General features: G+C 63.9%; 25 protein-coding genes. 15 read left to right on the top strand and 10 right to left on the bottom strand.

Annotation, left to right across the window (positions count from 1 at the left end; translation table 11 throughout):
- Window positions 1–93 precede the first annotated feature (93 nt).
- The 8 genes from bioD to SxD43FB_RS05655 all read right to left on the bottom strand — a co-directional run bounded on the left by bioD (window position 94) and on the right by SxD43FB_RS05655 (window position 6,306).
- Complete coding sequence (gene bioD / locus SxD43FB_RS05695; RefSeq protein WP_096061341.1) at window positions 94–723, bottom strand: dethiobiotin synthase; 630 nt, start codon at window positions 721–723, stop codon at window positions 94–96.
- Window positions 720–1,844 carry an 8-amino-7-oxononanoate synthase gene (locus SxD43FB_RS05690; protein ID WP_096061340.1) on the bottom strand — a complete coding sequence of 375 codons (1,125 nt, stop codon included), beginning with the start codon at window positions 1,842–1,844 and terminating at the stop codon, window positions 720–722. Before SxD43FB_RS05690 ends, bioD begins: the two co-directional genes overlap by 4 nt.
- 44 nt (window positions 1,845–1,888) lie before the next feature.
- Window positions 1,889–3,340, bottom strand: a complete 1,452-nt coding sequence (locus SxD43FB_RS05685; RefSeq protein ID WP_096061387.1) for an ATP-binding protein — start codon at window positions 3,338–3,340, stop codon at window positions 1,889–1,891.
- A 370-nt stretch (window positions 3,341–3,710) separates the two neighbouring features.
- Window positions 3,711–3,998 carry a LysR family transcriptional regulator gene (locus tag SxD43FB_RS05680; RefSeq protein ID WP_096061339.1) on the bottom strand — a complete coding sequence of 96 codons (288 nt, stop codon included), beginning with the start codon at window positions 3,996–3,998 and terminating at the stop codon, window positions 3,711–3,713.
- A 604-nt stretch (window positions 3,999–4,602) separates the two neighbouring features.
- On the bottom strand, window positions 4,603–5,112 hold the full coding sequence (locus SxD43FB_RS05670) for a YtxH domain-containing protein (protein WP_096061337.1): 510 nt from the start codon (window positions 5,110–5,112) through the stop codon (window positions 4,603–4,605).
- The gene (locus SxD43FB_RS05665) at window positions 5,105–5,380 is read right to left on the bottom strand and encodes a hypothetical protein (protein WP_096061336.1); all 276 of its coding nucleotides are present in this window, start codon (window positions 5,378–5,380) and stop codon (window positions 5,105–5,107) included. The genes SxD43FB_RS05670 and SxD43FB_RS05665 overlap by 8 nt, the downstream gene beginning before the upstream one ends.
- Window positions 5,381–5,749: 369 nt before the next feature.
- Complete coding sequence (locus tag SxD43FB_RS05660) at window positions 5,750–6,049, bottom strand: type II toxin-antitoxin system RelE/ParE family toxin (RefSeq protein ID WP_096061335.1); 300 nt, start codon at window positions 6,047–6,049, stop codon at window positions 5,750–5,752.
- Window positions 6,046–6,306 (bottom strand): CopG family ribbon-helix-helix protein, encoded by a 261-nt coding sequence (locus SxD43FB_RS05655; protein WP_096061386.1) that lies wholly within the window; start codon window positions 6,304–6,306, stop codon window positions 6,046–6,048. Before SxD43FB_RS05655 ends, SxD43FB_RS05660 begins: the two co-directional genes overlap by 4 nt.
- A 176-nt stretch (window positions 6,307–6,482) precedes the next feature.
- Here SxD43FB_RS05655 and SxD43FB_RS05650 point away from each other — a divergent pair, with 176 nt between their 5' ends.
- From SxD43FB_RS05650 to SxD43FB_RS05635, 4 genes are all read left to right on the top strand, one after another.
- Complete coding sequence (locus tag SxD43FB_RS05650; RefSeq protein ID WP_096061334.1) at window positions 6,483–6,761, top strand: type II toxin-antitoxin system ParD family antitoxin; 279 nt, start codon at window positions 6,483–6,485, stop codon at window positions 6,759–6,761.
- Complete coding sequence (locus SxD43FB_RS05645; protein WP_096061333.1) at window positions 6,754–7,047, top strand: type II toxin-antitoxin system RelE/ParE family toxin; 294 nt, start codon at window positions 6,754–6,756, stop codon at window positions 7,045–7,047. Before SxD43FB_RS05650 ends, SxD43FB_RS05645 begins: the two co-directional genes overlap by 8 nt.
- A 182-nt stretch (window positions 7,048–7,229) precedes the next feature.
- Entirely contained in the window at window positions 7,230–9,932 is a 2,703-nt protein-coding gene (ppc, locus tag SxD43FB_RS05640) for a phosphoenolpyruvate carboxylase (RefSeq protein WP_096061332.1), read from the top strand.
- Between the two features lie 55 nt (window positions 9,933–9,987).
- Window positions 9,988–10,725 carry a sulfite exporter TauE/SafE family protein gene (locus tag SxD43FB_RS05635; RefSeq protein WP_096061331.1) on the top strand — a complete coding sequence of 246 codons (738 nt, stop codon included), beginning with the start codon at window positions 9,988–9,990 and terminating at the stop codon, window positions 10,723–10,725.
- Between the two features lie 124 nt (window positions 10,726–10,849).
- Here the strand turns inward: SxD43FB_RS05635 and SxD43FB_RS05630 are convergent, their stop codons facing one another.
- Window positions 10,850–11,404, bottom strand: a complete 555-nt coding sequence (locus SxD43FB_RS05630; protein WP_037480083.1) for an outer membrane beta-barrel protein — start codon at window positions 11,402–11,404, stop codon at window positions 10,850–10,852.
- A 314-nt stretch (window positions 11,405–11,718) separates the two neighbouring features.
- Between SxD43FB_RS05630 and SxD43FB_RS05625 the strand changes: the two genes are divergently transcribed.
- Together SxD43FB_RS05625 and SxD43FB_RS05620 are read left to right on the top strand one after the other, a co-directional pair.
- Complete coding sequence (locus SxD43FB_RS05625; protein WP_096061330.1) at window positions 11,719–12,402, top strand: peptidase; 684 nt, start codon at window positions 11,719–11,721, stop codon at window positions 12,400–12,402.
- On the top strand, window positions 12,402–13,088 hold the full coding sequence (locus tag SxD43FB_RS05620; protein WP_096061329.1) for a hypothetical protein: 687 nt from the start codon (window positions 12,402–12,404) through the stop codon (window positions 13,086–13,088). Before SxD43FB_RS05625 ends, SxD43FB_RS05620 begins: the two co-directional genes overlap by 1 nt.
- A 79-nt stretch (window positions 13,089–13,167) precedes the next feature.
- On the opposite strand, the gene SxD43FB_RS05615 is transcribed toward SxD43FB_RS05620, so the two are convergent.
- Window positions 13,168–13,620: a peptidylprolyl isomerase gene (locus SxD43FB_RS05615; protein WP_043152197.1), complete on the bottom strand. Its 453-nt coding sequence runs from the start codon at window positions 13,618–13,620 to the stop codon at window positions 13,168–13,170.
- Window positions 13,621–13,788: 168 nt separating this feature from the next.
- On the opposite strand from SxD43FB_RS05615, the gene mgtE reads away from it, so the two are divergent.
- The 9 genes from mgtE (at window position 13,789) to SxD43FB_RS05570 (ending at window position 23,262) form a co-directional block, all read left to right on the top strand.
- Window positions 13,789–15,222: a magnesium transporter gene (gene mgtE, locus SxD43FB_RS05610; RefSeq protein ID WP_096061328.1), complete on the top strand. Its 1,434-nt coding sequence runs from the start codon at window positions 13,789–13,791 to the stop codon at window positions 15,220–15,222.
- Window positions 15,223–15,253: 31 nt separating this feature from the next.
- A complete protein-coding gene (locus SxD43FB_RS05605) occupies window positions 15,254–15,652 on the top strand; it encodes a DUF1489 domain-containing protein (protein ID WP_096061327.1) in 399 nt (132 codons plus the stop codon).
- A 58-nt stretch (window positions 15,653–15,710) separates the two neighbouring features.
- Entirely contained in the window at window positions 15,711–16,955 is a 1,245-nt protein-coding gene (locus SxD43FB_RS05600) for a putative DNA modification/repair radical SAM protein (RefSeq protein ID WP_096061326.1), read from the top strand.
- A gap of 74 nt (window positions 16,956–17,029) precedes the next feature.
- Entirely contained in the window at window positions 17,030–17,383 is a 354-nt protein-coding gene (locus SxD43FB_RS05595) for a hypothetical protein (protein WP_037477345.1), read from the top strand.
- Window positions 17,384–17,449: 66 nt separating this feature from the next.
- Complete coding sequence (locus tag SxD43FB_RS05590) at window positions 17,450–17,911, top strand: hemerythrin domain-containing protein (protein WP_069065826.1); 462 nt, start codon at window positions 17,450–17,452, stop codon at window positions 17,909–17,911.
- A 10-nt stretch (window positions 17,912–17,921) separates the two neighbouring features.
- Window positions 17,922–19,325, top strand: coding sequence for a UdgX family uracil-DNA binding protein (locus SxD43FB_RS05585; RefSeq protein WP_096061325.1), 1,404 nt, complete (start codon window positions 17,922–17,924; stop codon window positions 19,323–19,325).
- An 80-nt stretch (window positions 19,326–19,405) separates the two neighbouring features.
- Window positions 19,406–20,995, top strand: a complete 1,590-nt coding sequence (purH, locus tag SxD43FB_RS05580) for a bifunctional phosphoribosylaminoimidazolecarboxamide formyltransferase/IMP cyclohydrolase (RefSeq protein WP_096061385.1) — start codon at window positions 19,406–19,408, stop codon at window positions 20,993–20,995.
- A 221-nt stretch (window positions 20,996–21,216) separates the two neighbouring features.
- Window positions 21,217–21,549, top strand: coding sequence for a UrcA family protein (locus SxD43FB_RS05575; protein ID WP_096061324.1), 333 nt, complete (start codon window positions 21,217–21,219; stop codon window positions 21,547–21,549).
- Between the two features lie 177 nt (window positions 21,550–21,726).
- Complete coding sequence (locus SxD43FB_RS05570) at window positions 21,727–23,262, top strand: NAD(P)/FAD-dependent oxidoreductase (protein ID WP_096061323.1); 1,536 nt, start codon at window positions 21,727–21,729, stop codon at window positions 23,260–23,262.
- The last annotated feature ends 2 nt before the right edge of the window (window positions 23,263–23,264 follow it).

Raw genomic sequence — 23,264 nt, 5'->3', positions numbered from 1 at the left:
CCTTGCTTGAAGTGGGCGCATCGAACGCGCCCGGCATGACGGGGACTTGAACGCCTGTCCAACAAGCCTGTCCATGTCGTTGGTCGAATATTATCAGCCGTTGAAAGGATCGAAAAGCCGTATATGCGCCGCGAACGCTTGCGCCAGCGTGGCCGGGCTCAGCGGATCAAGCAGCGGCAGGCGGCCAAGGCTGGGCACACCCGCCAGCAGCGGGATGATCCGCTCATTCTCCACATGCGCCTCACCGATGAAGGCGATGCCGGCGATCGGCACGCCGCGCGCGCGCAGCGCCTCGACGCTGAGCAGGCTGTGGTTGATCGTGCCGAGCGCGGTGCGCGCGCACAGGATGACGGGCTGACCCCAATGGGCGAACAGGTCGGCCATCAGCAATGTCTCGCTGATCGGCACCAGCACGCCGCCTGCGCCTTCGACCACCAGCGGTCCATCGACCTGCGGCAGCGCCAGCCGGTCCAACGCGATCGTCACCCCGTCGATCCGCGCGGCGAGATGCGGCGAGGCGGGTGTCGCCAGCCGATAGGCTTCGGGCAGGATCTGCGCGGCGGGCAGGCCGGACAGGCGAGCGACCTCTTCCTTGTCGCCATCGGGGTCGACCCCGGCCTGGATCGGCTTCCAATAATGCGCGCCCAGCGCCGCGGCGAGGCCAGCGGCAAAGACCGTCTTGCCGATGCCTGTATCAGTGCCGGTGACGATAAAGACGCTCATCGCATGATCCTTTGCAATTCGCGGCCGAGCGCGGCGATGTCGGCGCGACCGACATTGAGCGTCAGCGATATGCGCAGGCGGCTGGTGCCCGGCGGCACGGTCGGCGGGCGGATGCCGCGCACGTCGAAACCCGCGTCCTGCAAGGCCGCCGCCGCCGCCATGGTGCGCGCGTCCGTGCCCAGGATGACCGGCACGATCTGGCTGCGCGGCGTGGGCAGGCCGAGCGGCGCGCAGATGGCTTCGGCGGCATCCTGCCGCAACGTCTTCAACCGATCGCGCAGGTCGCTCGCTTCCTCGATCCGGTCGAGCGCGGCGGAGACCGCGACCGCCATCAGCGGCGACGGTGCGGTGGAGAAGATGAAGGCGCGGGCGCGGTTGATGAGATAGTCGATATGCAGGCGCGGCCCGCAGATGAGCGCGCCTTCCACCCCCATCGCCTTGCCGCAGGTATGGAGCGTGACGACATTGTGCAGCCCGTCCAGCCCGGCCGAAAGCCCGCGTCCACCCGGCCCGAAGACCCCGGTGCCGTGGGCTTCGTCGAGCAGCAGCATGCCATGATGTTTCGCCGCCAGCTTGGCGAGATCGGCGAGCGGGGCGAGGTCGCCGTCCATCGAATAGAGCGTTTCGACCGCGATCCAGATGCGGCCCTTGCCCCCTTCGGCGCGGAAGGCGGTGATCAGGTCGGCAAAGCTCTGCACATCATTATGGCGGGCAAAGACGGCGGCGGCCTTGCTCATGCGGATGCCGTCATGCGCGCTCGCGTGGATGAGTTCGTCCGCGACGATCAGGTCGCCGCGCTGCGGCAGGGTGCCGAACAGGGCAAGATTGCCGACATAGCCATTGGCGACGAACAGCGATGCCTGGGTGCGGAAGAAGTCCGCTGCCTTGGCCTCCAGCCCTTCATGTTCGGGCGCATTGCCGCGCAGCAGCCGCGATCCGCCCGACCCCACCGGCACGCCCCTTGCAATCGCATCCGCCACCGCCCCGGCGATGATCGGATCGGCAGCGAGGCCGAGATAATCGTTGGAGGCAAAATCGCGCCCCGACCGGGGCATCAGGCGACGCAACCGCCCCCGCGCGTCCAAAGCGGCAAGCTGTCTGGCGAAGGGTTCGGCGGTCATGGGCCGCGCTATAGGCCGCTCCCGAAAGGGGAGCAAGCCGCCGCTCAGCCCTCCGCCACCGCCGTCGACAGGCCAAGCCCCGGCACGCCGATCGAGCGTTTGCCCGAAAAATCGGTGCGGGCGACGATGACGCCCAGTTTTTCCATATAGTCGATCAGGCGGCGAACGCGGCCCGGCGAACTGGTGCCATAGGCGCGTGCCAGCGCGGCATCGTCCGGGCATTGATGCCCCTGCATCGCGGCGCGGGCGATCAGCAGGAAGGGGGCGAGCATGTCTTCGGGCAGCGTGTCAGCGGCGCGCATCGCCGGTTCCCAGCGCGGGTCGGCCGCGTCCATCATCCCCGCCTGCGCCATGGCAAAGCGCTTGCGGAAGGCGGGCAGGTCCAGCGGCGGGGTGCGCAGCCCCTTCATCCGGCAGCGCACGCCGAAATCCTGGTACAAAGTCGACACGCTGGGGGCCGCATCGCCCAGATCAGCGACGATTTCTTCCAGCACCGCCATCACCACCGGCTCATTCTGGCCGAAGTCCAGTTCGGGTGCGGCGGGCTTGGCCGAGGGCGAATCGGCCAGCGCGCGGATGATCTCCTCGGCGGGGCGAGGCGGCGGATCGGCACGCGGCGGGGCGACGGGGGCTGCATCCTGCGGTTCGGGGGCGAACAGCAATTCCTGAAAATCCTCGCCGCTCGTCACCGGCGGGGCCATCAGCTTGTGCGTGCCGCCGCGCGTGCTGGTGTGGACCGCGCCGATCTTCACCGACACCGGGCGGCGGCAGATGGCCGGACCCAGCGCCAGGAAGCGCCCACGCTCCAGGTCGCGGATCTGCTCGGCCTGCCGCCGTTCCATGCCCAGCAGGTCGGCGGCGCGCGCCATGTCGATGTCGAGGAAGGTGCGCCCCATCAGGAAGTTGGAGGCTTCGGCGGCGACATTCTTGGCGAGCTTTGCCAACCGCTGAGTCGCGATCACGCCCGCCAGGCCGCGCTTGCGCCCCCGGCACATCAAATTGGTCATCGCCGCCAGCGACACTCGCCGCGCCTCATCCGACACGTCGCCAGCCGCGGCGGGGGCGAACATCTGCGCCTCATCCACCACCACTAGAGCGGGATACCAATGGTCGCGGGGCGCATCGAACAGCGCGTTGAGGAAGGAGGCGGCGCATTTCATCTGCGCGTCGATCTCCAAAGCCTCCAGGCTCAGCACCACCGAGGCGCGATGTTCGCGAATCCGCGTCGCCATGGTGACGATCTCACGCTCATTATAGTCGCCAGCATCAATCACCACATGGCCGTAGCGGTCGGCCAGCGTGACGAAATCCCCCTCCGGGTCGATCACCACCTGCTGCACCATCGGCGCGCTTTCCTCCAGCAGGCGGCGCAGCAGATGCGACTTGCCCGACCCCGAATTGCCCTGAACGAGCAGCCGGGTGGCGAGCAATTCCTCCACGTCGACCAGCACGGGCTTGCCGTGGCTGTCGGTTCCTATGCTGATGCTGGCGGTCACGCCCACCCCATGGCCCATGGGGGCGGGGGAGCGCAAGAGGGGTGCGGCGGCGGCGACAGTGGCGCGCCTGTCGAGAATCGGCCGAAGTTCACACCGTCGTCGGGAAAATGGGGCCAATAGTAAGGGTGAGGGCGCTGTGAAGACACGGTGAGGTTCGTGTTGGGTCACGGTGAAGTCACGCTTGGGTCACTATGACGCGACAACAGGGCTATCGCATATGAAAACTCCGTTCGTCCTGAGCCTGTCGAAGGACTGTCCTTTTCTTCGCGCGGAAGTTTAGAACGAAGAAAAAGCGGCCCTTCGACAGGCTCAGGGCGAACGGAAAATTTTTCTTCACACCAAAGGGAGGCGACAGGCGCGGGCATCGCCATCAGCGTTGGGCTGGCGGCGCAGCAGGCGGCGGCGGGTCTGGCGCGAAGGGATCGGCCATGCACTGCGCATAATGGGCCAGCGCCCAGTCCCAGCTCTGGTCGAACATCGTCCCCGCCAGCCGCCGACGCAGGCGATGCGCGCTGGTGGGCGACATGCCGACACTGCGCGCGGCGGTAGCGACGGTGCCGGTTTCGAGCAAGGCAACGAGGAAGCGCCGCTGCTTGGCGGGCGTCCAGTGGGCGCGGTTGGCCAGGGGTGGCGGAGGCGGGGTGAGGTGCTGGTCCATCGGAGAGGATAAATCAGAGGATGTGCGAGTAGGAAAGGGGATTTTGGGAGAGGTGTGAAAGAAAACCCGGCATGGGGGGGCGTTCATTCGCCCGGTCCGGCCGTTTTTTCGTGCATTAAGAATAAAAACGGAACGTCGATCAGGACGCGAATGGATGTGCGAAATTTATTTGATTCCCAACAGGCAGCTATGCGCCAAATTGGGTCGTTGGAGGCCTGTCTCAAATTTCTCGAGAGCAACCGTTAGCCAGAGCCTCATTTGTATCCCTATGTCGGACGACCCAGAAGCGCCTGGTTACCTCCAATGGTACCGTATTGTAGAAGCAACGGTACCGATCGGTGCCGGCAGATCATGCTCAACTTCGATAATGCAATCCGCGCCGACCACGGCACGGATGAAATCGTTGAATGGGTTGAAGCGTTCAACGAGGAACATCCAGACTGGGCGCTAAGAGCGCGCGAACTGCACCGGTACATGGTCTCACGCGCGAAGTGTCGAGAGGCGATTTGGAGCAGAGTCCATATCAATCCGAGGCTGGTGGGTAAGTTGCGATATGGAGTGAAGGCTGGCCGAATGGGGGCGACGACGAATAATGAAGTATAACTTATCCCAGTTTATCGACAAGAAATTTCGCTCCGACACCGACGAGCACGATGAAAATTGCGAAACCGAGACCGAGAACCCTCAAGGCACCTCGGTAAAAAGATAGGTTTTTTTCGAGATCTACAACCGAGTTACGAAGATCCTTGACCTCGCCTTTGATTTCCGTCGCCTTTTCGGAGAGGTCTTTCTTGATCTCGTCAGCGCGCTCCTTAGCGCCTGTCTTAATTTCCAATGTCCTGTCTTTCAGATCGGCCGTCAGCTTCTCAGAGAGGCGCTCGAACGCAGCCGTCAATTTTTGGCCATGGGCATCGAGAGACGTTGTGAGTTTCTCACCCTGCGCGTCGATCCGCTCACCGAGCTTAGCATTCGCTGCAGCTTGGCGGTCTGCGGCATCCGTCAGCTTCGCGACTTCCATCATCACGAAACGAATATCGGAGGTGTCGTACAGGTTACGCGGCGAAGCCTGCGCAAACTCCGTTGGCGAAGCGTTATGGTCTGACTGCTTACCCATTGGGCGGCGTCGTCCAGTTATTCTTGATCCAGGTCCAGATCGCCGGATTGGCATACCCGAAATATGAGGCGACTTCGATCACGACTCCAGACGCGCGACTGCCATCCGAGAGGCCAAGAATGTCAGAAACCTGTCTCGCGGTTCCAGTCGTTGCGATCAGCCAGGACTCGTCGTTTAGGCGATAATTCGTCGACGCAAAGTGCTCGGCGACCGCGCCTGCCAAGTCGTTGTTCGTTCCCGGTTGCCGGATCACGGTGAAGATGGTCATGACAGGATTCTCATTGCCTTTTACGTGTCGCTTGTAGCCTCAAAGCGCAAGAGCCGCTGTTCCTGTTCCGTAATCATTTTCACTGCATACCACTGCCGCGTTTAAATTGCGTGAAGATTTACCGGCTCCCCGATGCCTTCAGACGGTACGCTTCAATGACACCCGGCTCAATTCATGTCTTTGTTACGATCTGGACAAGCGGCATGCGAATGGAAAGCCGACTGCCTGTGTTCGGAAGTTCCACATCCGACGTTAAATAACCGCGATAGATCGCAAGCCGAGGCCGCGTGAACAGCAACCATCGACACATTCCGGGTCTGAAACCTACATTCCGTTACCGGCCATTGCACGACAATCAGGCAATTCCCCTCATTCGGGCCAATCGTCGGGGCGCCAGTTGCGCGCCGTGTGGATGACGTGGAGGATCGTCAGCACCGCATCGTCGCGGCTTAGCGTGTAGGCGAGGATATAGGGTAGGCGGTGGACGGATTTTTCGTAGGTGCCGCCGACCCGGCCGGGGTGGCCGGTCGCATAGTCGGCCAAGGCGTTGCCTGTCTCGCGTATCCGCTTGGCGACCCGCCGCGCTGCCGCCGGATTGTCTTTGGCGATATGGACGATTTGCCGTTCCAGATCGTCAAGCGCGTCGTCCGACCATTGCACATGCCTCATGCAGCATTTTTGGCGGCGGCGGCAATCGCGGCGTCGATCCGGTCCATCGCTGCGTCATGCGGCGTCACCCGGCCCGCCTCCCTGTCGGCAAGCCCCCGCTCTATGCCCTCGATGATCTGCAATTCGCGATTCACATAGGCTTCGACCGCTTCGGCGGCGAGGTAGGACTTGGTGCGGCGGGTATTATGGGCAAGGCGGCCGAGCTTTTCCTTGAGATCGGGCGTGACCCGGATCGTCATCGTCGTGCTGGCAGCCATGTCGCATTCCTTTTCGCTGGTGGCACACATTGTAACACAAGTGCCTGCACTTGCCAGCAATGCATCTATATCCGCTATATCCGCCTCGTCGAGGCGGGCATGTTTGGCCTCCCGATTGAACAGCCGCGCGTTGTGAGATAGTATGAATACATCATACCGACACGAGAGGCCGACCTATGGGCGCTTATGAACGCATGACCGTCGTGGTCCCCGATCAGATGGCTGCGAAAATCCATGCTGCCGTCGAGGCTGGCGAATATGCTTCGGCCAGCGAAGTCGTGCGCGATGCGATGCGGTTGTGGAGCGAGCGGCGCGCGTTCCGCCAGGAGGAATTGCTGGCGCTGCGGGAGGCGTGGGATCGTGGCAAGGCCAGCGGTGTGGCTGGCCCGCTCGACATGGAAGCCATCATCACGCGCGCGAAGGGCAGAAAGGCCGCTGCATCCGACAATGGCTGACATCATCGTCTCGCAGCAGGCGGAGGATGATTTTGAACGACTTTGGCGCACCATTGCGCTCGACAATGACGATGCCGCCGATCGCCTGTTGCGGGCCATCAACGTCAAGATCGAGCGCCTTCGCATCTTCCCGGAAATCGGACGTGCGCGCGACGACCTTCGGCCTGGCGCGCGGGGGCTGGTCCACGGCTCCTATCTGATCCTGTATGAATATGATGCGGCGCGCGACGTGGTGACTATCGTTACCGTGGTCGAGGGGATGCGCGATCTCGATCGCCTGTTCTGACGCCCTTGGAAGTCGGCAAGAAAGACCCTCACCGACATCGACTAGGCAGCAAGCTGCCAAGTCTCCGTAGCCTCTCCCGCGAAGGCGGGAGAGGACAAGGCGCGACATTCGCTTTGCCAATTGCCCTCGCCCCTACATCCTCCGCTTGACCCTTTCCCTGTTGCAATGCAGCATTGCGTCCCATGGCGACTCTTTCCCCCTCCCCCTCCGCCCCTGCGATCACGCAGAATCCCGACATCCGCTTTCTGGGGCGCCTGCTGGGCGACGTGATCCGGGCTTATGGGGGGGAGAGCCTTTACAAGCAGACCGAATATATCCGGTCGGCGTCGGTCGATCGGGCGCGCGGGGTGCAGGGGGCGGACCTGACCGATACCGGGCTGGATGCGCTGACGCTCGATGACACGCTCAATTTCGTGCGCGGGTTCATGCTGTTTTCGATGCTCGCCAACCTGGCCGAGGACCGGCAGGGCATCGCCGCCGAGCCGGGCGCGGATGTCGCGTCGGTGCTGGCGCGGTTGGAGTCGCATGGCATTGGCCGCGACGCGGTGCTGGACCTGCTGTCGCACAGCCTGATCGTGCCGGTGCTGACCGCCCACCCGACCGAGGTGCGGCGCAAGAGCATGATCGATCATAAGAACCGCATCGCCGACCTGATGCTGCTCAAGGATGCAGGTCGCGAAGAGACGGAGGATGGCGAAAATCTGGACGAGGCGATTTTCCGCCAGATCGCCCTGCTGTGGCAGACCCGCCCGCTGCGCCGCGAAAAATTATTCGTCGCGGACGAGATCGACAATGTGCTGGCCTATTTCCGCGATACGTTCCTGCCGGTGCTGCCTGCGTTGTATGCGCGGTGGGAGCGGGTGCTGGGCGCGCGGCCGCAAAGTTTCCTGCGGGTGGGGAGCTGGATCGGCGGCGACCGCGACGGCAATCCCTTCGTTCAGGCGCCGCAGTTGCGCCATGCCTTGCAGCGCGGCTGCCAAGCGGCGATCGCTTATTATCTCGATGCGTTGCATGCGTTGGGGGCGGAACTCTCGCTGTCGACCGAATTGGCGCATGTGCCGCAGGCGGTGCTGGACCTGGCCGAGGCCAGCGGCGATGCGTCGCCCAGCCGGGGGGACGAACCCTATCGCCGTGCCATTTCCGGCATCTATGCTAGGCTCGCCGCGACCTGCACCGCGCTGACCGGCACGCAGCCCGCGCGGCCCTCCGCGCTAAAAGGCAAGGCCTATGCCATGCCGCAGGATTTCCGCCGCGATCTGGTGACGGTGGCGCAGGGGTTGGCGAGCGAGGGCAATGGCGCGCTGTCGAGCGGCGGGGCGCTGGGTCGCCTGATCCGCGCGGTCGAGACATTCGGCTTCCACCTCGCCACGCTCGACATGCGGCAGAATAGCGACGTGCATGAGCGGGTGGTGGCTGAGCTGCTCAAGGTCGCCGGGGTCGAGCCGGATTATGCGGCGCTCGACGAATATGCGCGCATCGCGCTGCTGCGCAAGGAATTGGCGAGCAACCGGCCGCTGGGATCGCGCTTTTCGGCTTATGGCGAGGAAACCGCGTCCGAACTGGCGATCGTCCATGCGGCGGCGGAGGCGCATCGCATCTATGGCCCGCAATGCATCACCCATTATATCATTTCCAAGGCCGAAAGCGTGTCCGACATGCTGGAGGTCAATATCCTGCTGAAAGAGGCCGGGCTGTGGCAGGCGGGCGTGGATGGCGCGCCGCCGCAGGCCGCGATCATGGCGATCCCGCTGTTCGAGACGATCGGCGATCTGGAGGCCGCGCCCGCGATCATGTCCGCCTATTTCGGACTGCCCGAAATTGCCGGCGTGGTGCAGGCGCGCGGGCATCAGGAAGTGATGATCGGCTATTCGGACAGCAACAAGGATGGCGGCTATATCACGTCGACCTGGAGCCTCTACAAGGCGAGCCAGGCGCTTGCCCCGGTCTTTGCCGATGCGGGCGCGGCGATGCAGTTGTTCCACGGGCGCGGCGGGGCGGTGGGGCGTGGCGGCGGGTCGGCCTTCGCCGCGATCCAGGCGCAACCGCGGGGGACCGTGCAGGGGCGCATCCGCATCACCGAACAGGGCGAGATGATCGCCGCCAAATTCGGGTCGCGCGACGTTGCCATGACCAATTTGGAGGCGATGACCAGTGCCACGCTGCTCGCCAGCCTGGAGCCGGAGGGGATTTCGGAGCGCGACGCCGGGCGCTTTACCGCGGCGATGGACGAACTGTCGAAAAACGCCTTCGCCGCCTATCGCGACCTTGTTTACGGCACGGAGGGCTTCAAGGAATTTTTCCGGCAATTGACCCCGATCCAGGAAATTTCCGGCCTCAAGATCGGATCGCGCCCGGCGAGCCGCACCAAGAGCAACGCGATCGAGGATCTGCGCGCCATTCCCTGGGTATTCAGCTGGGCGCAGGCGCGGGTGATGCTGCCGGGCTGGTATGGGGTGGGCCAGGCGCTCGCCGGGTTCGAGGACAAGGCGCTGCTCGCCGACATGGCGCAGCATTGGTCCTTCCTCAAATCCGCGCTCGCCAATCTGGAGATGGTCTTGGCCAAGTCGGACCTGGGCATCGCCGCCCAATATCTGCCGCTGGTCGAGGATCAGGGAATGGCCGACACCCTGTTCGGGCGCATCCGCGAGGGCTGGAACCAGACGCATGACGGGCTGCTCGCGGCCACCGGCCAGTTGCGGCTGCTGGAAAAGAATGCGGCGCTGGAAACCTCGATCCGGCTGCGCCTGCCCTATATCGAACCGCTCAACCTGTTGCAGGTCGAACTGTTGAAGCGCCACCGCGCGGGCGAGGATGATCCGCGCATCAAGGAAGGCATCGAATTGTCGATCAACGCGATCGCGACGGCGCTGCGCAACAGCGGTTGAGTTTGCCGTTGGGCGGGATTGACAGGGGCGGGACCGGAGTGCGAGCGCCCCTGTCATGATTGACGCCACCTATGCCCTTGCCGCCTGTATCTTCTTTGGCGCGGCGCTCTATTCCAGCGTCGGTCATGCCGGGGCGTCTGCCTATATCGCATTGATGGCGTTGTTCGGCCTGCCCGCGCAGGTGATGCGTCCCACGGCGCTGGTTCTCAACGTCATCGTCGCGACCTTCACCTCTGCCCGCTTCGTTCATGCCGGGCTGTTCCGCTGGCGCACGCTCTGGCCCTTTTTGATCGGGGCCATCCCCATGGCCTTCATCGGCGGGGGTATCATCCTGCCCACGCATTTCTATCGTCCGCTGGTGGGCGTGGTCTTATGGCTGTCGGCTGCGCGCCTGTTGTGGCCAAAGCCGCTCGGCACGGCGGACGATGTCAAAGATCCGCCCATTATCGTGGCGATCGCGGCCGGGGCGGGGATCGGTCTGTTGTCGGGCCTGACGGGCACGGGCGGCGGGATTTTCCTCTCGCCGCTGCTGCTGTTCCTGGGGTGGGCAACACCGCGCGCCGCATCGGGAATCGCGGCGGTGTTCATCCTCGTCAATTCGATTTCCGGGCTGCTCGGCAATCTGGCGTCGCTGCAACAGCTTCCAGAGACGCTGCCGCTCTTTGCCGGGGCCGCGCTGGCGGGTGCGCTGGTCGGCACGACATTGGGCATCCGCCTTCCATCGACCATGATCGTGCGCGCCTTGGCGCTGGTCCTGATCGTGGCGGGGGCCAAGATGATCGGCGTCTATTAAGTGGAGAATCCGGGACGGTGGCAGTCCAATGCACCGCCCCGGACCCCCAGTCCTTGCCGCGGCAAGGATTGGCTGGTGGGGGCGAGCCGTTATGGCCCGCCCGAACCTTTAGTTTGGAATTAGATCAGAACTTCGCGACGACACCAGCCATCGGGCGGATCGAACGGAAATTGCCCATCGTGTCAGCCTGCACCCGGAAACGGATGTTGCTGCTCATGGCCGAGCTGCCCATGTCGGCGGGCGAAAGTTCGACGCCAGCGCCATAGGTGGTGCCATGGAAATCCTGGCTATCGGGGCCGAGCGCGTCGAAATTGACCCACTTGTAACCGACCTTGCCGAAGATCAGGCTGTCCTTGCCAGCCTTCACACCGACACGGCCCGCGGCATTATATTCCCAGTCGATGTCGCCCGACACGCCCTTGGACGCGCCGCCTTCAACGCCGAGAACGATCGGCCCTGCGACATTATAGTTCACGCCAGCGACGCCTTCGACCATGCGGCCCTTATAGCCCACGGGCGGAATGCCTTCCTTGCCGGTTTCGCTGTCGAAATTATGCACGCCGCCCATCACGCCGACATAAGGTTCGAGGCGACGGGTAGAACTGCCATCGTCCTGCGCCATCGCGACGGCGGGAATGAAGGACGCAGCGGCAGCCGCTGTGAAAAGCAGTGTCTTCATGGGGGTAACCCTTTTTCTATTGTTGAGGATAAGCAGCGGTGTGGACCCGCCGGGTCGGCGCGAGCGCTCCAAGCTGCTGCACCAGACACGACACAAAATGACCAGACCCGCCCGAAGGTTTCCTGAACGAACGATAAAAACCGGACGAATGACATTTATGTGACGGAAAAAACACGGTTTCTGTCGCCCAGATGAACGAAACACCCCTTATCTGAACGGCAGATAAACGCTGGACGGCGCACCCCATTTTCATTCACAACCAATTCAACCGGCCCGCGTTACGTCAGTGACAGATAAAGATGAGGAGAAAGGCGATGACGGGCATCCGACATCGGTTACTGGCTACGATGGGCCTGATTGGCGCGCTGGCATTGGGGGGCTGCGCCTATGATGACGGCTATGGCTATGGCGGCGTAAACGTCGGCACGGGCTATTATGGCGGTGGTGGCTATTATGGCGACGGCTATTATGGTCCCGCAGGCTATTATCAGCCGGGCGCCTTTGGCGGCTGGTACAATAATTATTATTATCCCGGTAACGGCTATTATGTCTACGACCGGGGCGGACGTCGTCACCGCTGGAATGATGGCCAGCGCCGCTATTGGGAAGGCCGCCGCGCGGACCGCGGCGACAATCGCTGGCGTGACCGGGATCGCGACGGACGACCCGACGGGCGGCCCGATTGGCGCGGGCGCGATAATGACGGGCGCGGCGATGGACGGGGCGAATGGCGTGGACGCGGCAATGATGGTCGGCCAGGCGATGGTCGCTATACCCGTCCTCGACCGCAGCCGGGGGTAGAGGGTGACCGTGGCCGGGGTCGCTGGCAGGGCAATAATGCCGTGCGCCCGACACCGCAGGCCCGGCCGGATCGTCCGCAGGCGAGCCAGCCCCGGCCGCAGCGCAGCGTTGGCAATCGCCCCGCCCCCAGTATCCGCGCCGATCGACCGGCGCGCACCAACAGCCGTGGCCCAGCCATGCGGACACGCCCAGACTGATGCGGGGACAGATGAAGGCACTCTTACTGACACCCCTCCTGCTCGTCGCCGCCTGCGACGGGCGGGAGGAAAGCGCGATCGACAATCTCGCCAATGGCGCGAATGTGGCCCAGGTGGAAAACAGCTTCCGGGCCGAGGCGATGGCGGTGATGGAACCGCTCGATCCGCCAGCGCCCGGCACGCCGGGCGGCCTGCCGATCGACCCGGCCCCGCTGGCCGAAGGATCGATCGATCCCGACAGCGCACAGGGCGCGGCGCAGGTCGTGCAGGGCTATTATGGCCTGCTGGAGGAAAAGCGGTTCGAAGATGCGCAGGCGCTGTGGAATCCGCGCGGCCAAATCGGGACGCAGGATGACGCGCATTTCGCGGCGCGTTTCCGGGGTTTCAGTGAAATCCACGCCAATGTCGGCGCGCCATCCGAGCCGGAAGGCGCGGCGGGCTCGCTCTATGTCATCGTGCCAGTCCAGCTTTATGGCCGGATCGCCGCGAACGGCAAACCCTTCTACGCCTTGCGCCAAGTGACCTTGCACCGCGTCAACGACGTGCCCGGATCGACCGCCGAACAACGGCGCTGGCATATCGAAAGGATCGGTGCCTATGCGCCGCCCATCCAGGCGGCCGATGCCAGCAATGCGATGGAAGCCATCTCCATGACCGACGGCATGGCGGGCAAGAGCAAGAAATAAGCGCCATCCGCTTCGAGAAGGGCGAACGCCGCCGCAAGGCAGGCGGTTCGACTTCCCGAAGCGGACGGTGATGGTCAGATCAGGCGACGGTCGCCGTGACGATCTTGCCCGGCGTGCGCGGCGGCTCGCCCTTGGGCAGGGCGTCGACATGTTCCATGCCCGACGTCACTTCGCCCCAGACGGTATATTGGCCGTCGAGGAAGGTCGCATCGTCGAAGCAGATGAAGAACTGGCTGTTGGCGCTGTTCGGGTTGGACGAGCGCGCCATCGAGCAGACGCCGCGGACGTGCGGCTGGCGGCTGAACTCAGCCTTGATGTCGGGCAGCTTGGACCCGCCCATGCCGGTGCCGGTCGGATCGCCGCCCTGCGCCATGAAACCCGCGATGACGCGGTGGAACACGACGCCGTCGTAAAAGCCGTCCTTGGCGAGCGTGGTGATGCGCTCGACATGGCCGGGGGCCAGGTCAGGGCGCAGCTTGATGACGACGTCGCCGCCACTGTCGAGGGCGAGGGTAAGTGTTTCTTCGGCCATGATGATCCTCTCTTGCCGGGGAAGGGGTAGTGGCCCCCATATAGAGGCTATCAAAGGGGATGGAAGATTGTTGTGGTTGAGCCGTTCATTGCCGCCGCCCCATTGCAATTAGGCCGAGCATAGGCGAAAGCACCCCCATGTTACAGGAACCGGACAGTAGCGCGCGCCATGAGCGATCGCGGCGACAAGGCCAATGCCCGGCCCGATGAAGAGCTGATCGACGCGAGCGCGATCGATCAGGCCGAATCCCGTCATGACGAGGATGACCGGCTGAGACCCGAATATGTGAACGCCGTGCTGGACGCGGTGGAGGATGGCGATGCCGAGCGGGCGCGCGATCTTGTTTCGCCGCTGCACCCTGCCGACATTGCCGATCTGCTCGAACTCACGCCCGCCGACCGGCGTGGCGCGGTGGCGGCGGCGCTTGGCGATCTGGTCGGCGCGGAAGTGCTGTCCGAACTCAACGACTATGTTCGCGACGACCTGATCGGCGACCTGGCGCCGGAACAGGTGGCGGGATTCGCGGCCGAACTCGACACCGACGATGCCGTCGCGATGATCGAGGATATGGACGATGCCGACCAGCAGGCCGTCCTCGATGCCCTCGACCCCGAAGATCGCGCGGCGATCGAAAGCGCGCTGTCCTACCCGGAGGAATCCGCCGGGCGCCTGATGCAGCGCGATCTGGTCGCGGTGCCCGAACATATGACGGTCGGCCAGGTGATCGACTATCTGCGCGATCATGGCGACCTGACCGCCGATTTCTGGGAAATCTACGTCGTCGATGCGATGCACCGGCCGGTCGGCTATTGCCAGCTAAGCTGGATTCTCACCTGCCCCCGTTCGGTCGCGATGGCCGACCTGATGAAGCGCGAGCAGACGCTGATCCCGGTCGACATGGACCAGGAGGAAGTCGCGCTGCGCTTCCAGAAATATGCGCTCATCTCCGCCGCCGTCGTTGATTCGAGCGGGCGGCTGGTCGGTATGGTCACGGTCGACGACGTCGTCCACATCATTGCCGAGGAAGCGGGCGAGGATATTTTGCGCCTGTCGGGCGCAGGCGAAGGCGACATCAACGAACCGATCCTGATGACGGTGCGCGCGCGCCTGATCTGGCTGGTCGTGAACCTTGGCACGGCGATGCTGGCCGCGTCGGTCGTCGGCCTGTTCGAAGGAACGATCGAGCGGTTCGCCATGCTCGCCGCGCTGATGGGCATCGTGTCGGGCATGGGCGGCAATGCGGGGACGCAGACGCTCGCCGTGGTCGTGCGTGCGCTTGCCACCAACCAGCTCACCAGTTCCAACACCGCGCGGATGATCGGCCGCGAATTCCGCATCGCTGCGACCAATGGCGCCACGCTCGGCACGCTGATCGCGATCGGCTCCTATGTGATTTATGGGCGGCTCGACCTGTCGCTGGTGTTCGGCGCGGCGATCCTGACCAACAATATGGTCGCGGGGCTGGCCGGGGTTTTGGTGCCGGTCACGCTGGAACGCAATAATGTCGATCCGGCGGTCTCTTCTGCCGTATTCGTGACGATGATGACGGATTCGCTCGGCTTTTTCACCTTCCTGGGGCTGGCCACGCTCTTCCTGCGTTGAAGCCGCGCTGGTCCGTCCCCAAATCGCGCCCATGCCGCTGCACATCACCAAGATCGCTTTTCGCAGCGAAAGCCCCGCCACCCTGCGCGCCTGGCTGGAAAGCCAGCCCGGCGAAGCGCGGATCACCACCCGCTATCTGCCCAAGCGGGTCGAGGAAATGGCGGACGGATCGCTTTACTGGATTCACGCCCATATGATCGTCGGCCGCAGCCCGATCCTGGGGTTCGAGGAAACGGGGCAAGGCCGCCACTGGGTTCGGCTCGAACCCCGGCTGATCCCGGTGCGCGCCGCGCCCAAGCGCGCGCATCAGGGCTGGCGCTATCTGGAGGACAAGGACGCGCCGCCGGACCTGGCCGATGGCGAGGTAGATGCCCGCGACGCCATGCCCCCTGCCCTGCTGCACGAACTGGCGAAGCTCGGTCTGGTCTAAAGGGCATAAGCATTTGAAACGCTGGACTTGTTGCTAGAAAGAACATAGCACGAACGCTATGGTTCAGATGTCCACTCGTCAGAAGCTCGAAATCCTGGCCGATGCCGCCAAATATGACGCCTCCTGCGCGTCGTCGGGCACGTCGAAGCGGGATTCGCGCGGCGGCAAGGGCATCGGCTCGACCGAGGGCATGGGCATTTGCCATGCTTATGCGCCCGATGGCCGCTGCATCTCGCTGCTCAAGATCTTGCTGACCAACAGCTGCATCTTCGACTGTCATTATTGCATCAACCGCAAGTCGAGCGACGTGCGCCGCGCGCGCTTCACCGCCAAGGAAGTGGTGGACCTGACGCTCAGCTTCTACCGCCGCAATTATATCGAGGGGCTGTTCCTCTCCTCCGGCATCATCCGATCGTCCGACTATACGATGGAACAGATGGTCGAGGTGGCCCGGTCGCTGCGCGAGGATCATGATTTTCGCGGCTATATCCATTTGAAGACCATCCCCGATGCCGATCCCGGCCTAATGCGGCAGGCGGGGCTGCATGCCGACCGGCTGTCGATCAATGTCGAACTGCCGACCGAAAGCGGCCTCAAGCGGTTGGCGCCGGAGAAAGACGGCACCCGGATCGAAGGGGCGATGGGCCAGATGCGGACCGAGATGGAGGATAGCGGCGACGCGCGGCGCAAATATCGCCATGCGCCGCGCTTTGCGCCTGCGGGCCAGTCCACCCAGATGATCGTCGGCGCGGACGCCGCCGACGACCGGGCGATCATCACGCGGGCGAGCAGCCTCTATGACCGCCACCGGTTGCGCCGCGTCTATTACAGCGCTTTCTCCCCCATCCCCTCGCCCAGCGCCGTGCTGCCGCTCAAGCGCCCGCCGTTGATGCGCGAACATCGGCTCTACCAGTCCGACTGGATGATGCGTTTCTATGGCTATGACGCGAGCGAAGTGGCGGCGGCGACTGACGCGGAAACCGGCCACCTGCCGCTCGACATCGATCCCAAGCTCGCCTGGGCGCTCAACCATCGCGCCATCTTTCCGGTCGACGTCAATCGCGCCCCGCGCGAGGCGCTGCTGCGGGTGCCCGGCTTGGGCGTCAAGGCGGTCGATCGCATCCTCGCCAGCCGCCGTCATCGCCGCCTGCGGCTCGACGATGTTGCGCGAATGACGACCTCTATCAAGAAGCTGCGGCCCTTTCTGGTGGCGGCGGATTGGCGCCCCGTTGCGCTGATCGACCGGGCCGATCTGCGGGCGCGCATGACGCCGCCTGCCAGCCAGCTCGAACTCTTTGTGTAGCCGCGACTTTTCCGGTTGCTTCCGAGTCGCGATCGTGGAATTCTTTGGCTTTCCGTCATTCAGGGGGTCGGGTCTTGGCGACGATGTTCGACAATCAGGCAATGGGCCGCAGCGGCGGCTTTGCGAAGCGGATCAGCAGCCATCTGGCGGCGGCGCTGGTGGTTTTCTGCCTGTTGCAGATTTTCATCGTCGCGAAGATGGGCGGATCGCTCGTCCTGCACCTGGGCGTCATCGTCGCGATCGGCGGCTATGCGATTGCTGCGCGCGGACTGGAGCGGCGCTGGCAGATGCTCGACCACAGCAGCCTGTCGCGCAGCGGCCTGGCGCTCCGCTTCCGCCGCGACGTGGTGCAACTCTGGGCCGCCAGCCTGATCGGCGCGGCACTGTGGATTCCCGTCGCCATCATCTTCCGCGCCCTGTTCGGTTGAAGGCGATTGGCGGGAGCCAATTGTCGTTCGCGTCGTTGTGATCCTTCGAACCAGGGAGGAACCAGCATGGCCGACATCACTATTTTCGATCGCCTGAAACAGGATCATGACGCGCATCGCCAGCTTTTCGAGAAGATGGCCAAGGCGGAAAGCGACGACCAGCTCGAAAAATTGTTCGCGCAATTCGCCGTCGAAGTGACCGCCCACGCCGCCGCCGAGGAGGAAACCCTCTACGCCACCATGTTGTCGCGCCCGGACCTGCGCGAAGATGCGCAGCATAGCGTGTCCGAACATAAGGAAATCGACGATTATCTCGAAGAGCTGGACGGGCTGAAATTCAACGGCGAAGCCTGGCGCAAGAAATTTGCCGAGATGAAGAAGCGCTACCTCCATCATATCGAGGAGGAAGAGGAAGAGATGTTCCCGACCGCCGCCAAGGATCTGACGGCGGACGAAGAGAAGAAGCTCGGCGCGCTGTTCGCCAAGCGCAAGCCCGCCGAACTGGAACGCGCCCAGGCAGAGGATTAAGCAAGACACCATGCACCGCGTCGCCCTGACCGCGCCCGATGATATGGACGGTTGGCGGTCGGCGGCGCGGCGGCTGGCAATGGCGGGCGTCGATCCGGCCGATGTGGTCTGGCAAGTGGGCGATGCGCCGGGCGACCTGTTCGGCGACGCCCCGCTCCCGCCCGAAGACACAAGCAGCGCTTTTTCCGTGCCGCGCAGCTTCGTCTCGCTGGCGGAAAGCGCGATCCTGCACAGCGACCCCAGCCGCTTCGCCTTTCTCTACGCCCTGCTGTGCCGCGTGCGCGCGCGGCCCGGCACGATGGAGGACAGCGCCGATCCGATGCTGGCGCGAGTGCAGGCGCTGGCCAAATCAGTGCGGCGCGACATCCACAAGATGCGCGCCTTCGTCCGCTTCCGCGAAATGGAGGATGGCGACGGCCCACGCTTCGTCGCCTGGTTCGAGCCGGACCATCATATCGTGCGCGCCAATGCCGGTTTCTTCATGCGCCGCTTCGCCACCATGCACTGGTCGATCCTGACGCCCAATGTCAGCATTCATTGGGATGGAGCGACCTTGCGCGAGGGCCCCGGCGCCAGCCGCGCCGACGCGCCGCAGGGCGACCCTGTCGAGGCGCTGTGGAAGGGCTATTATGCCGCCATCTTCAACCCGGCCCGGCTCAAGACCGGGGCGATGCTGTCGGAAATGCCAAAAAAATACTGGAAGAACCTGCCCGAAGCATCGCTCATCCCCGACCTGATCGCCGGGGCGCAACAGCGCGAGGCGATGATGATCGCCACCGCTCCGACCCCGCCCAAGCGCGCAAGCAATGCCGCGACCGCCTGGGCCAGCCTGCGCGCCGAGGCCATGACCTGCACCCGCTGCCCGCTGCATCAACATGCGAGCCAGACGGTGTTCGGCGAAGGCCCGCTGGCCGCGCCGCTGATGTTCATCGGCGAACAGCCGGGCGATCAGGAGGATCTGGCCGGTCGCCCCTTTGTCGGCCCGGCCGGGCACTTGTTCGACGCGGCGCTGGCGCAGGCGGGCGTCGATCGTGCCCAGGCCTATGTCACCAATGCGGTCAAACATTTCAAATATGAACAGCGCGGCAAGCGCCGCATCCACCAGACCCCGGTGGCAGGCGAAGTGCAGGCCTGCCGCTGGTGGCTGGACCAGGAGCGCGCGATCCTGCGGCCGCGCATCATCGTCGCGCTGGGCGCGACCGCCGCGCGCGCGATGCTGGGCAAGGCAGTGACGATCAGCGGGACGCGCGGTGCCGCCATCCCGCTGGAAGACGGCGCGGAAGGTTGGGTGACGGTCCATCCCAGCTATTTGTTGCGCCTGCCCGACGAAGACCGGCGGGCGGAAGAGCAAGCGCGCTTCGTCGCGGACCTGGCGATGATCGGCGATCGGCTGCGCGTCTTGACCGCCGACTAAACCCTGTATTTTTGTGGGCCGCACGCCTAAAGGCCTTGCGCGAACGCTTCCGTCCGACCCGCAACCTAGAAAGCCCCGCCATGACCGACTATCCCATCAAGCGCGCCCTCCTGTCCGTGTCGGACAAAGCGGGGCTCATCGAATTGGGACAGGCGCTGGGCAAGCATGGCGTCGAACTGGTCTCGACCGGCGGCACGGCCAAGGCGCTGCGCGACGCGGGCCTGACCGTCATGGATATTTCCGACCTGACCGGCTTTCCTGAAATGATGGACGGCCGCGTCAAGACGCTGCACCCCAAGGTGCATGGCGGCCTGCTCGCAGTGCGCAACAACCCGGCGCATGTCGCGTCGATGGACGAGCATGCCATCGGCGCGATCGACCTGGTCGTCGTCAACCTCTACCCCTTCGCCGCGACCGTGGCCAAGGGCGCCGCGCGCGACGAGATCATCGAGAATATCGACATTGGCGGCCCCTCAATGGTGCGTTCGGCGGCCAAGAATCATGAAAGCGTCGCGATCGTCACTGATCCTGCCGACTATGCCCGCCTGATCGCCGAAATGGACGAAAAGGGCGGCGCGACCAGCTATGATTTCCGCCGGATGCTCGCCGCCAAGGCCTATGCTGCAACCGCTGCCTATGACTCGATGATCGCCAGCTGGTTCGCCTTCGCCGACCAGGGCGTCACCTTCCCCGAAACGCTCGCGGTCGCCAGCACGCTTGGCACCACGCTGCGCTACGGCGAAAACCCGCACCAGTCGGCCGCCCTCTATCTGCCCACCAGCCCGTCGGCGAACGGCATTGCCCAGGCGACCCAGATCCAGGGCAAGGAACTGTCCTACAATAATTATAATGACGCCGATGCCGCGCTGGAGCTGGTCAGCGAATTTCGCGACGGCCCGCCGACCGTGGTCATCGTCAAGCATGCCAACCCCTGCGGCGTCGCGACCGGCGCGACCCTGATCGAAGCCTATGAAGCGGCGCTGGCCTGCGACAGCGTGTCGGCCTTTGGCGGCATCATCGCGGTCAACCGCCCGCTCGATGGCCCCACTGCCGAGGCGATCAGCGGCATCTTCACCGAAGTCGTCGCCGCGCCCGGTGCCGATGATGCGGCCCGCGCGATCTTCGCCAAGAAAAAGAATCTCCGCTTGCTGCTGACCGGTGACCTGCCCAATCCGGCCCGGACCGGCTTGCAAATCAAGAGCATAGCGGGCGGCCTGTTGGTGCAGAGCCGCGACAATGGCCAGGTCACGCGCGACGCGCTCAAGGTCGTGACCAAGCGCGAACCCACGGAACAGGAACTGGCCGACTGCCTCTTCGCCTGGACCGTCGCCAAACATGTGAAGTCCAACGCCATCGTCTATGCCAAGGGCGGCAGCACCGCAGGCGTCGGCGCGGGCCAGATGAACCGTCTCGAATCCGCGCGCATCGCCGCGTGGAAGGCGAAGGACGCTGCGGAAAAGGCCGGCTGGAGCGAACCACGTACGATCGGCTCGGCCGTAGCCTCCGACGCCTTCTTCCCCTTCGCCGATGGCCTGCTGGCAGCGGTCGAAGCCGGGGCGACCGCCGTCATCCAGCCGGGTGGATCGATCCGCGACGACGAGGTGATCGCCGCCGCCGATCAAGCAGGCCTCGCCATGGTCTTCACCGGCATGCGCCACTTCCGGCATTAATTGTCAAAGAGGCCGGTGCGGCACGAACAGGCCAAGCCTGTTCACAAAGCTATGACACGGGTGCGAAGACATTCCCTTCGCACCCGCAAAATAACGGTTTTCCGCCACTTTTTGTCAACTGGCCCCTTTTCAAAGGCTCTTGCGAGGCTTATTTACAGCGTGACCCTATTTCCACGCAGATGTGGGGCTGAAAAAAACAAAATGTTCGACAGGAGAATAGGATGAACAAGAAGATGCTGGTGGCATTCGCCGCCACTATGGCCCTTGCGCTGCCCACTATGGCGAGCGCCGGCAGCAATGACATGGATGTGATCGTCGATGGCCATGCGGGAACCGAAACCCGCTCGGTCGCCGTATCCGTGGCGGACCTCAACCTGGCCAAGAGCCGCGACATGCGTCGCGCCGATTCGCGCGTGACCCGCGCGGCCAAGCAGGTGTGCGGTTTCGTCAACGGCTCGATCCTGCCCGTGACCGACGATTATCGCACCTGCTTTGGCCAGGCCATGGACGGTGCGCGCAGCGACCTCAGCAATATGGCCCAGCGCCAGATCTGATTGCCGCTTTCGCCCTCCCCCACGAAGGGGACTGCAGGGGGCCGTTCCGCATCAGCGGGGCGGCCCTTTGTCATGGGCAGCAGCGCATGGGCGCTTTGCTTACGCGCCATTAACCAGTCCTTAGAAGATTTCCTTCACTCCCGAAGCGACGAAAGACCATCGGGGGAATAGCCTGCCATGCCGCGTACCGACCAACATGTGGACGTCGCCATCATCGGCGCTGGCCCGGCCGGATTGACCGCTGCCTATCTGCTGACCAAGCAGGGCTATAGCGTGACGGTGATCGAAAAAGACCCCGTCTATGTCGGTGGCATCAGCCGCACGGTCGAACTGGACGGCTTCCGTTTCGACATTGGCGGGCATCGCTTCTTCTCCAAATCGCAGCAGGTGGTCGACCTGTGGAATGAGATATTGCCCGATGATTTCATCCAGCGTCCTCGGATGAGCCGCATCTATTATGAAGGCAAATTCTACAGCTATCCGCTGCGCGCCTTTGAAGCGCTGTGGAACCTGGGCGTCTGGCGTTCGACCCTGTGCATGGCGAGCTTCGCCAAGGCGCGGCTCTTCCCCAATCGCAACGTCCGCTCCTTTCAGGATTGGACCGTCAACGCCTTTGGCCACAAGCTCTTCTCCATCTTCTTCAAGACCTACACTGAAAAAGTGTGGGGCATGCCGTGCGACGAAATGTCGGCCGACTGGGCGGCGCAGCGGATCAAGGGTCTGTCTTTGTGGGGCGCGGTGGTCGATGGCCTCAAACGCTCGCTCGGCCTCAACAAGAAGCCCAATGACGGCATGGCGACCAAGACGCTGCTCGAAACCTTCCGCTATCCGCGCCTTGGCCCCGGCATGATGTGGGAAGCCGCGCGCGACCGCGTGGTCGAAGGCGGCAATCAGGTGCTGATGGCGTACAGCTTCAAGCGGCTGGAACAGGAACCGGGCAGCGACGGCTGGCGACTGGTGGCCGAAGGACCGCAGGGCGATGTCGTGATCACCGCCGCCCATGTCATTTCCTCCGCGCCGATGCGCGAACTGGCCGCCCGCATCCATCCGCTGCCTGCGACGCTGCCCGAAGCGATGGACCTTAAATATCGCGACTTCCTGACCGTCGCCCTGATGGTGAAGGGGAAGGATATCTTCCCCGATAACTGGATCTACATCCACGACAGCAAGGTACAGGTCGGCCGCATCCAGAATTTCCGCAGCTGGTCGCCCGAAATGGTGCCGGACCCGACGCTGGCCTGCGTCGGCCTTGAATATTTCTGTTTCGAAGGCGACGGCCTCTGGTCGTCGACCGACGCCGATCTGATCGCGCTGGCGACGCGGGAAATGGCGCTGCTTGGCCTCTGCAACCCCGACGATGTCGTGGGCGGTGCGGTGGTGCGGCAGGAAAAGGCCTATCCCGTCTATGACGACGCCTATGCCGCCAATGTGCTGGCGATGCGGAGCGAACTCGAAGCGCGCTATCCCACGCTGCACATGGTCGGGCGCAATGGCATGCACCGCTATAATAATCAGGATCATGCGATGATGACGGCGATGCTGACCGTCCGCAACATCGTCGCGGGCGCGCGCGTCCATGACGTCTGGTCGGTCAATGAAGACGCCGAATATCATGAGGCGGGCGATGAGGGCCAGATGGATGGGACGGATGCCGACACGCAGGCCGCGCTTGCCAGTAGCCGCGCCGTGCCCTCGCGGCTGAAGGCTGCCTGATC

This window comes from Sphingobium sp. D43FB (assembly GCF_002312805.1).
Taxonomy (GTDB): Bacteria; Pseudomonadota; Alphaproteobacteria; order Sphingomonadales; family Sphingomonadaceae; genus Sphingobium.
The sequence above is the reverse complement of the archived record's forward strand: the minus strand, read 5'-3'. Positions and strand labels throughout refer to the sequence as shown.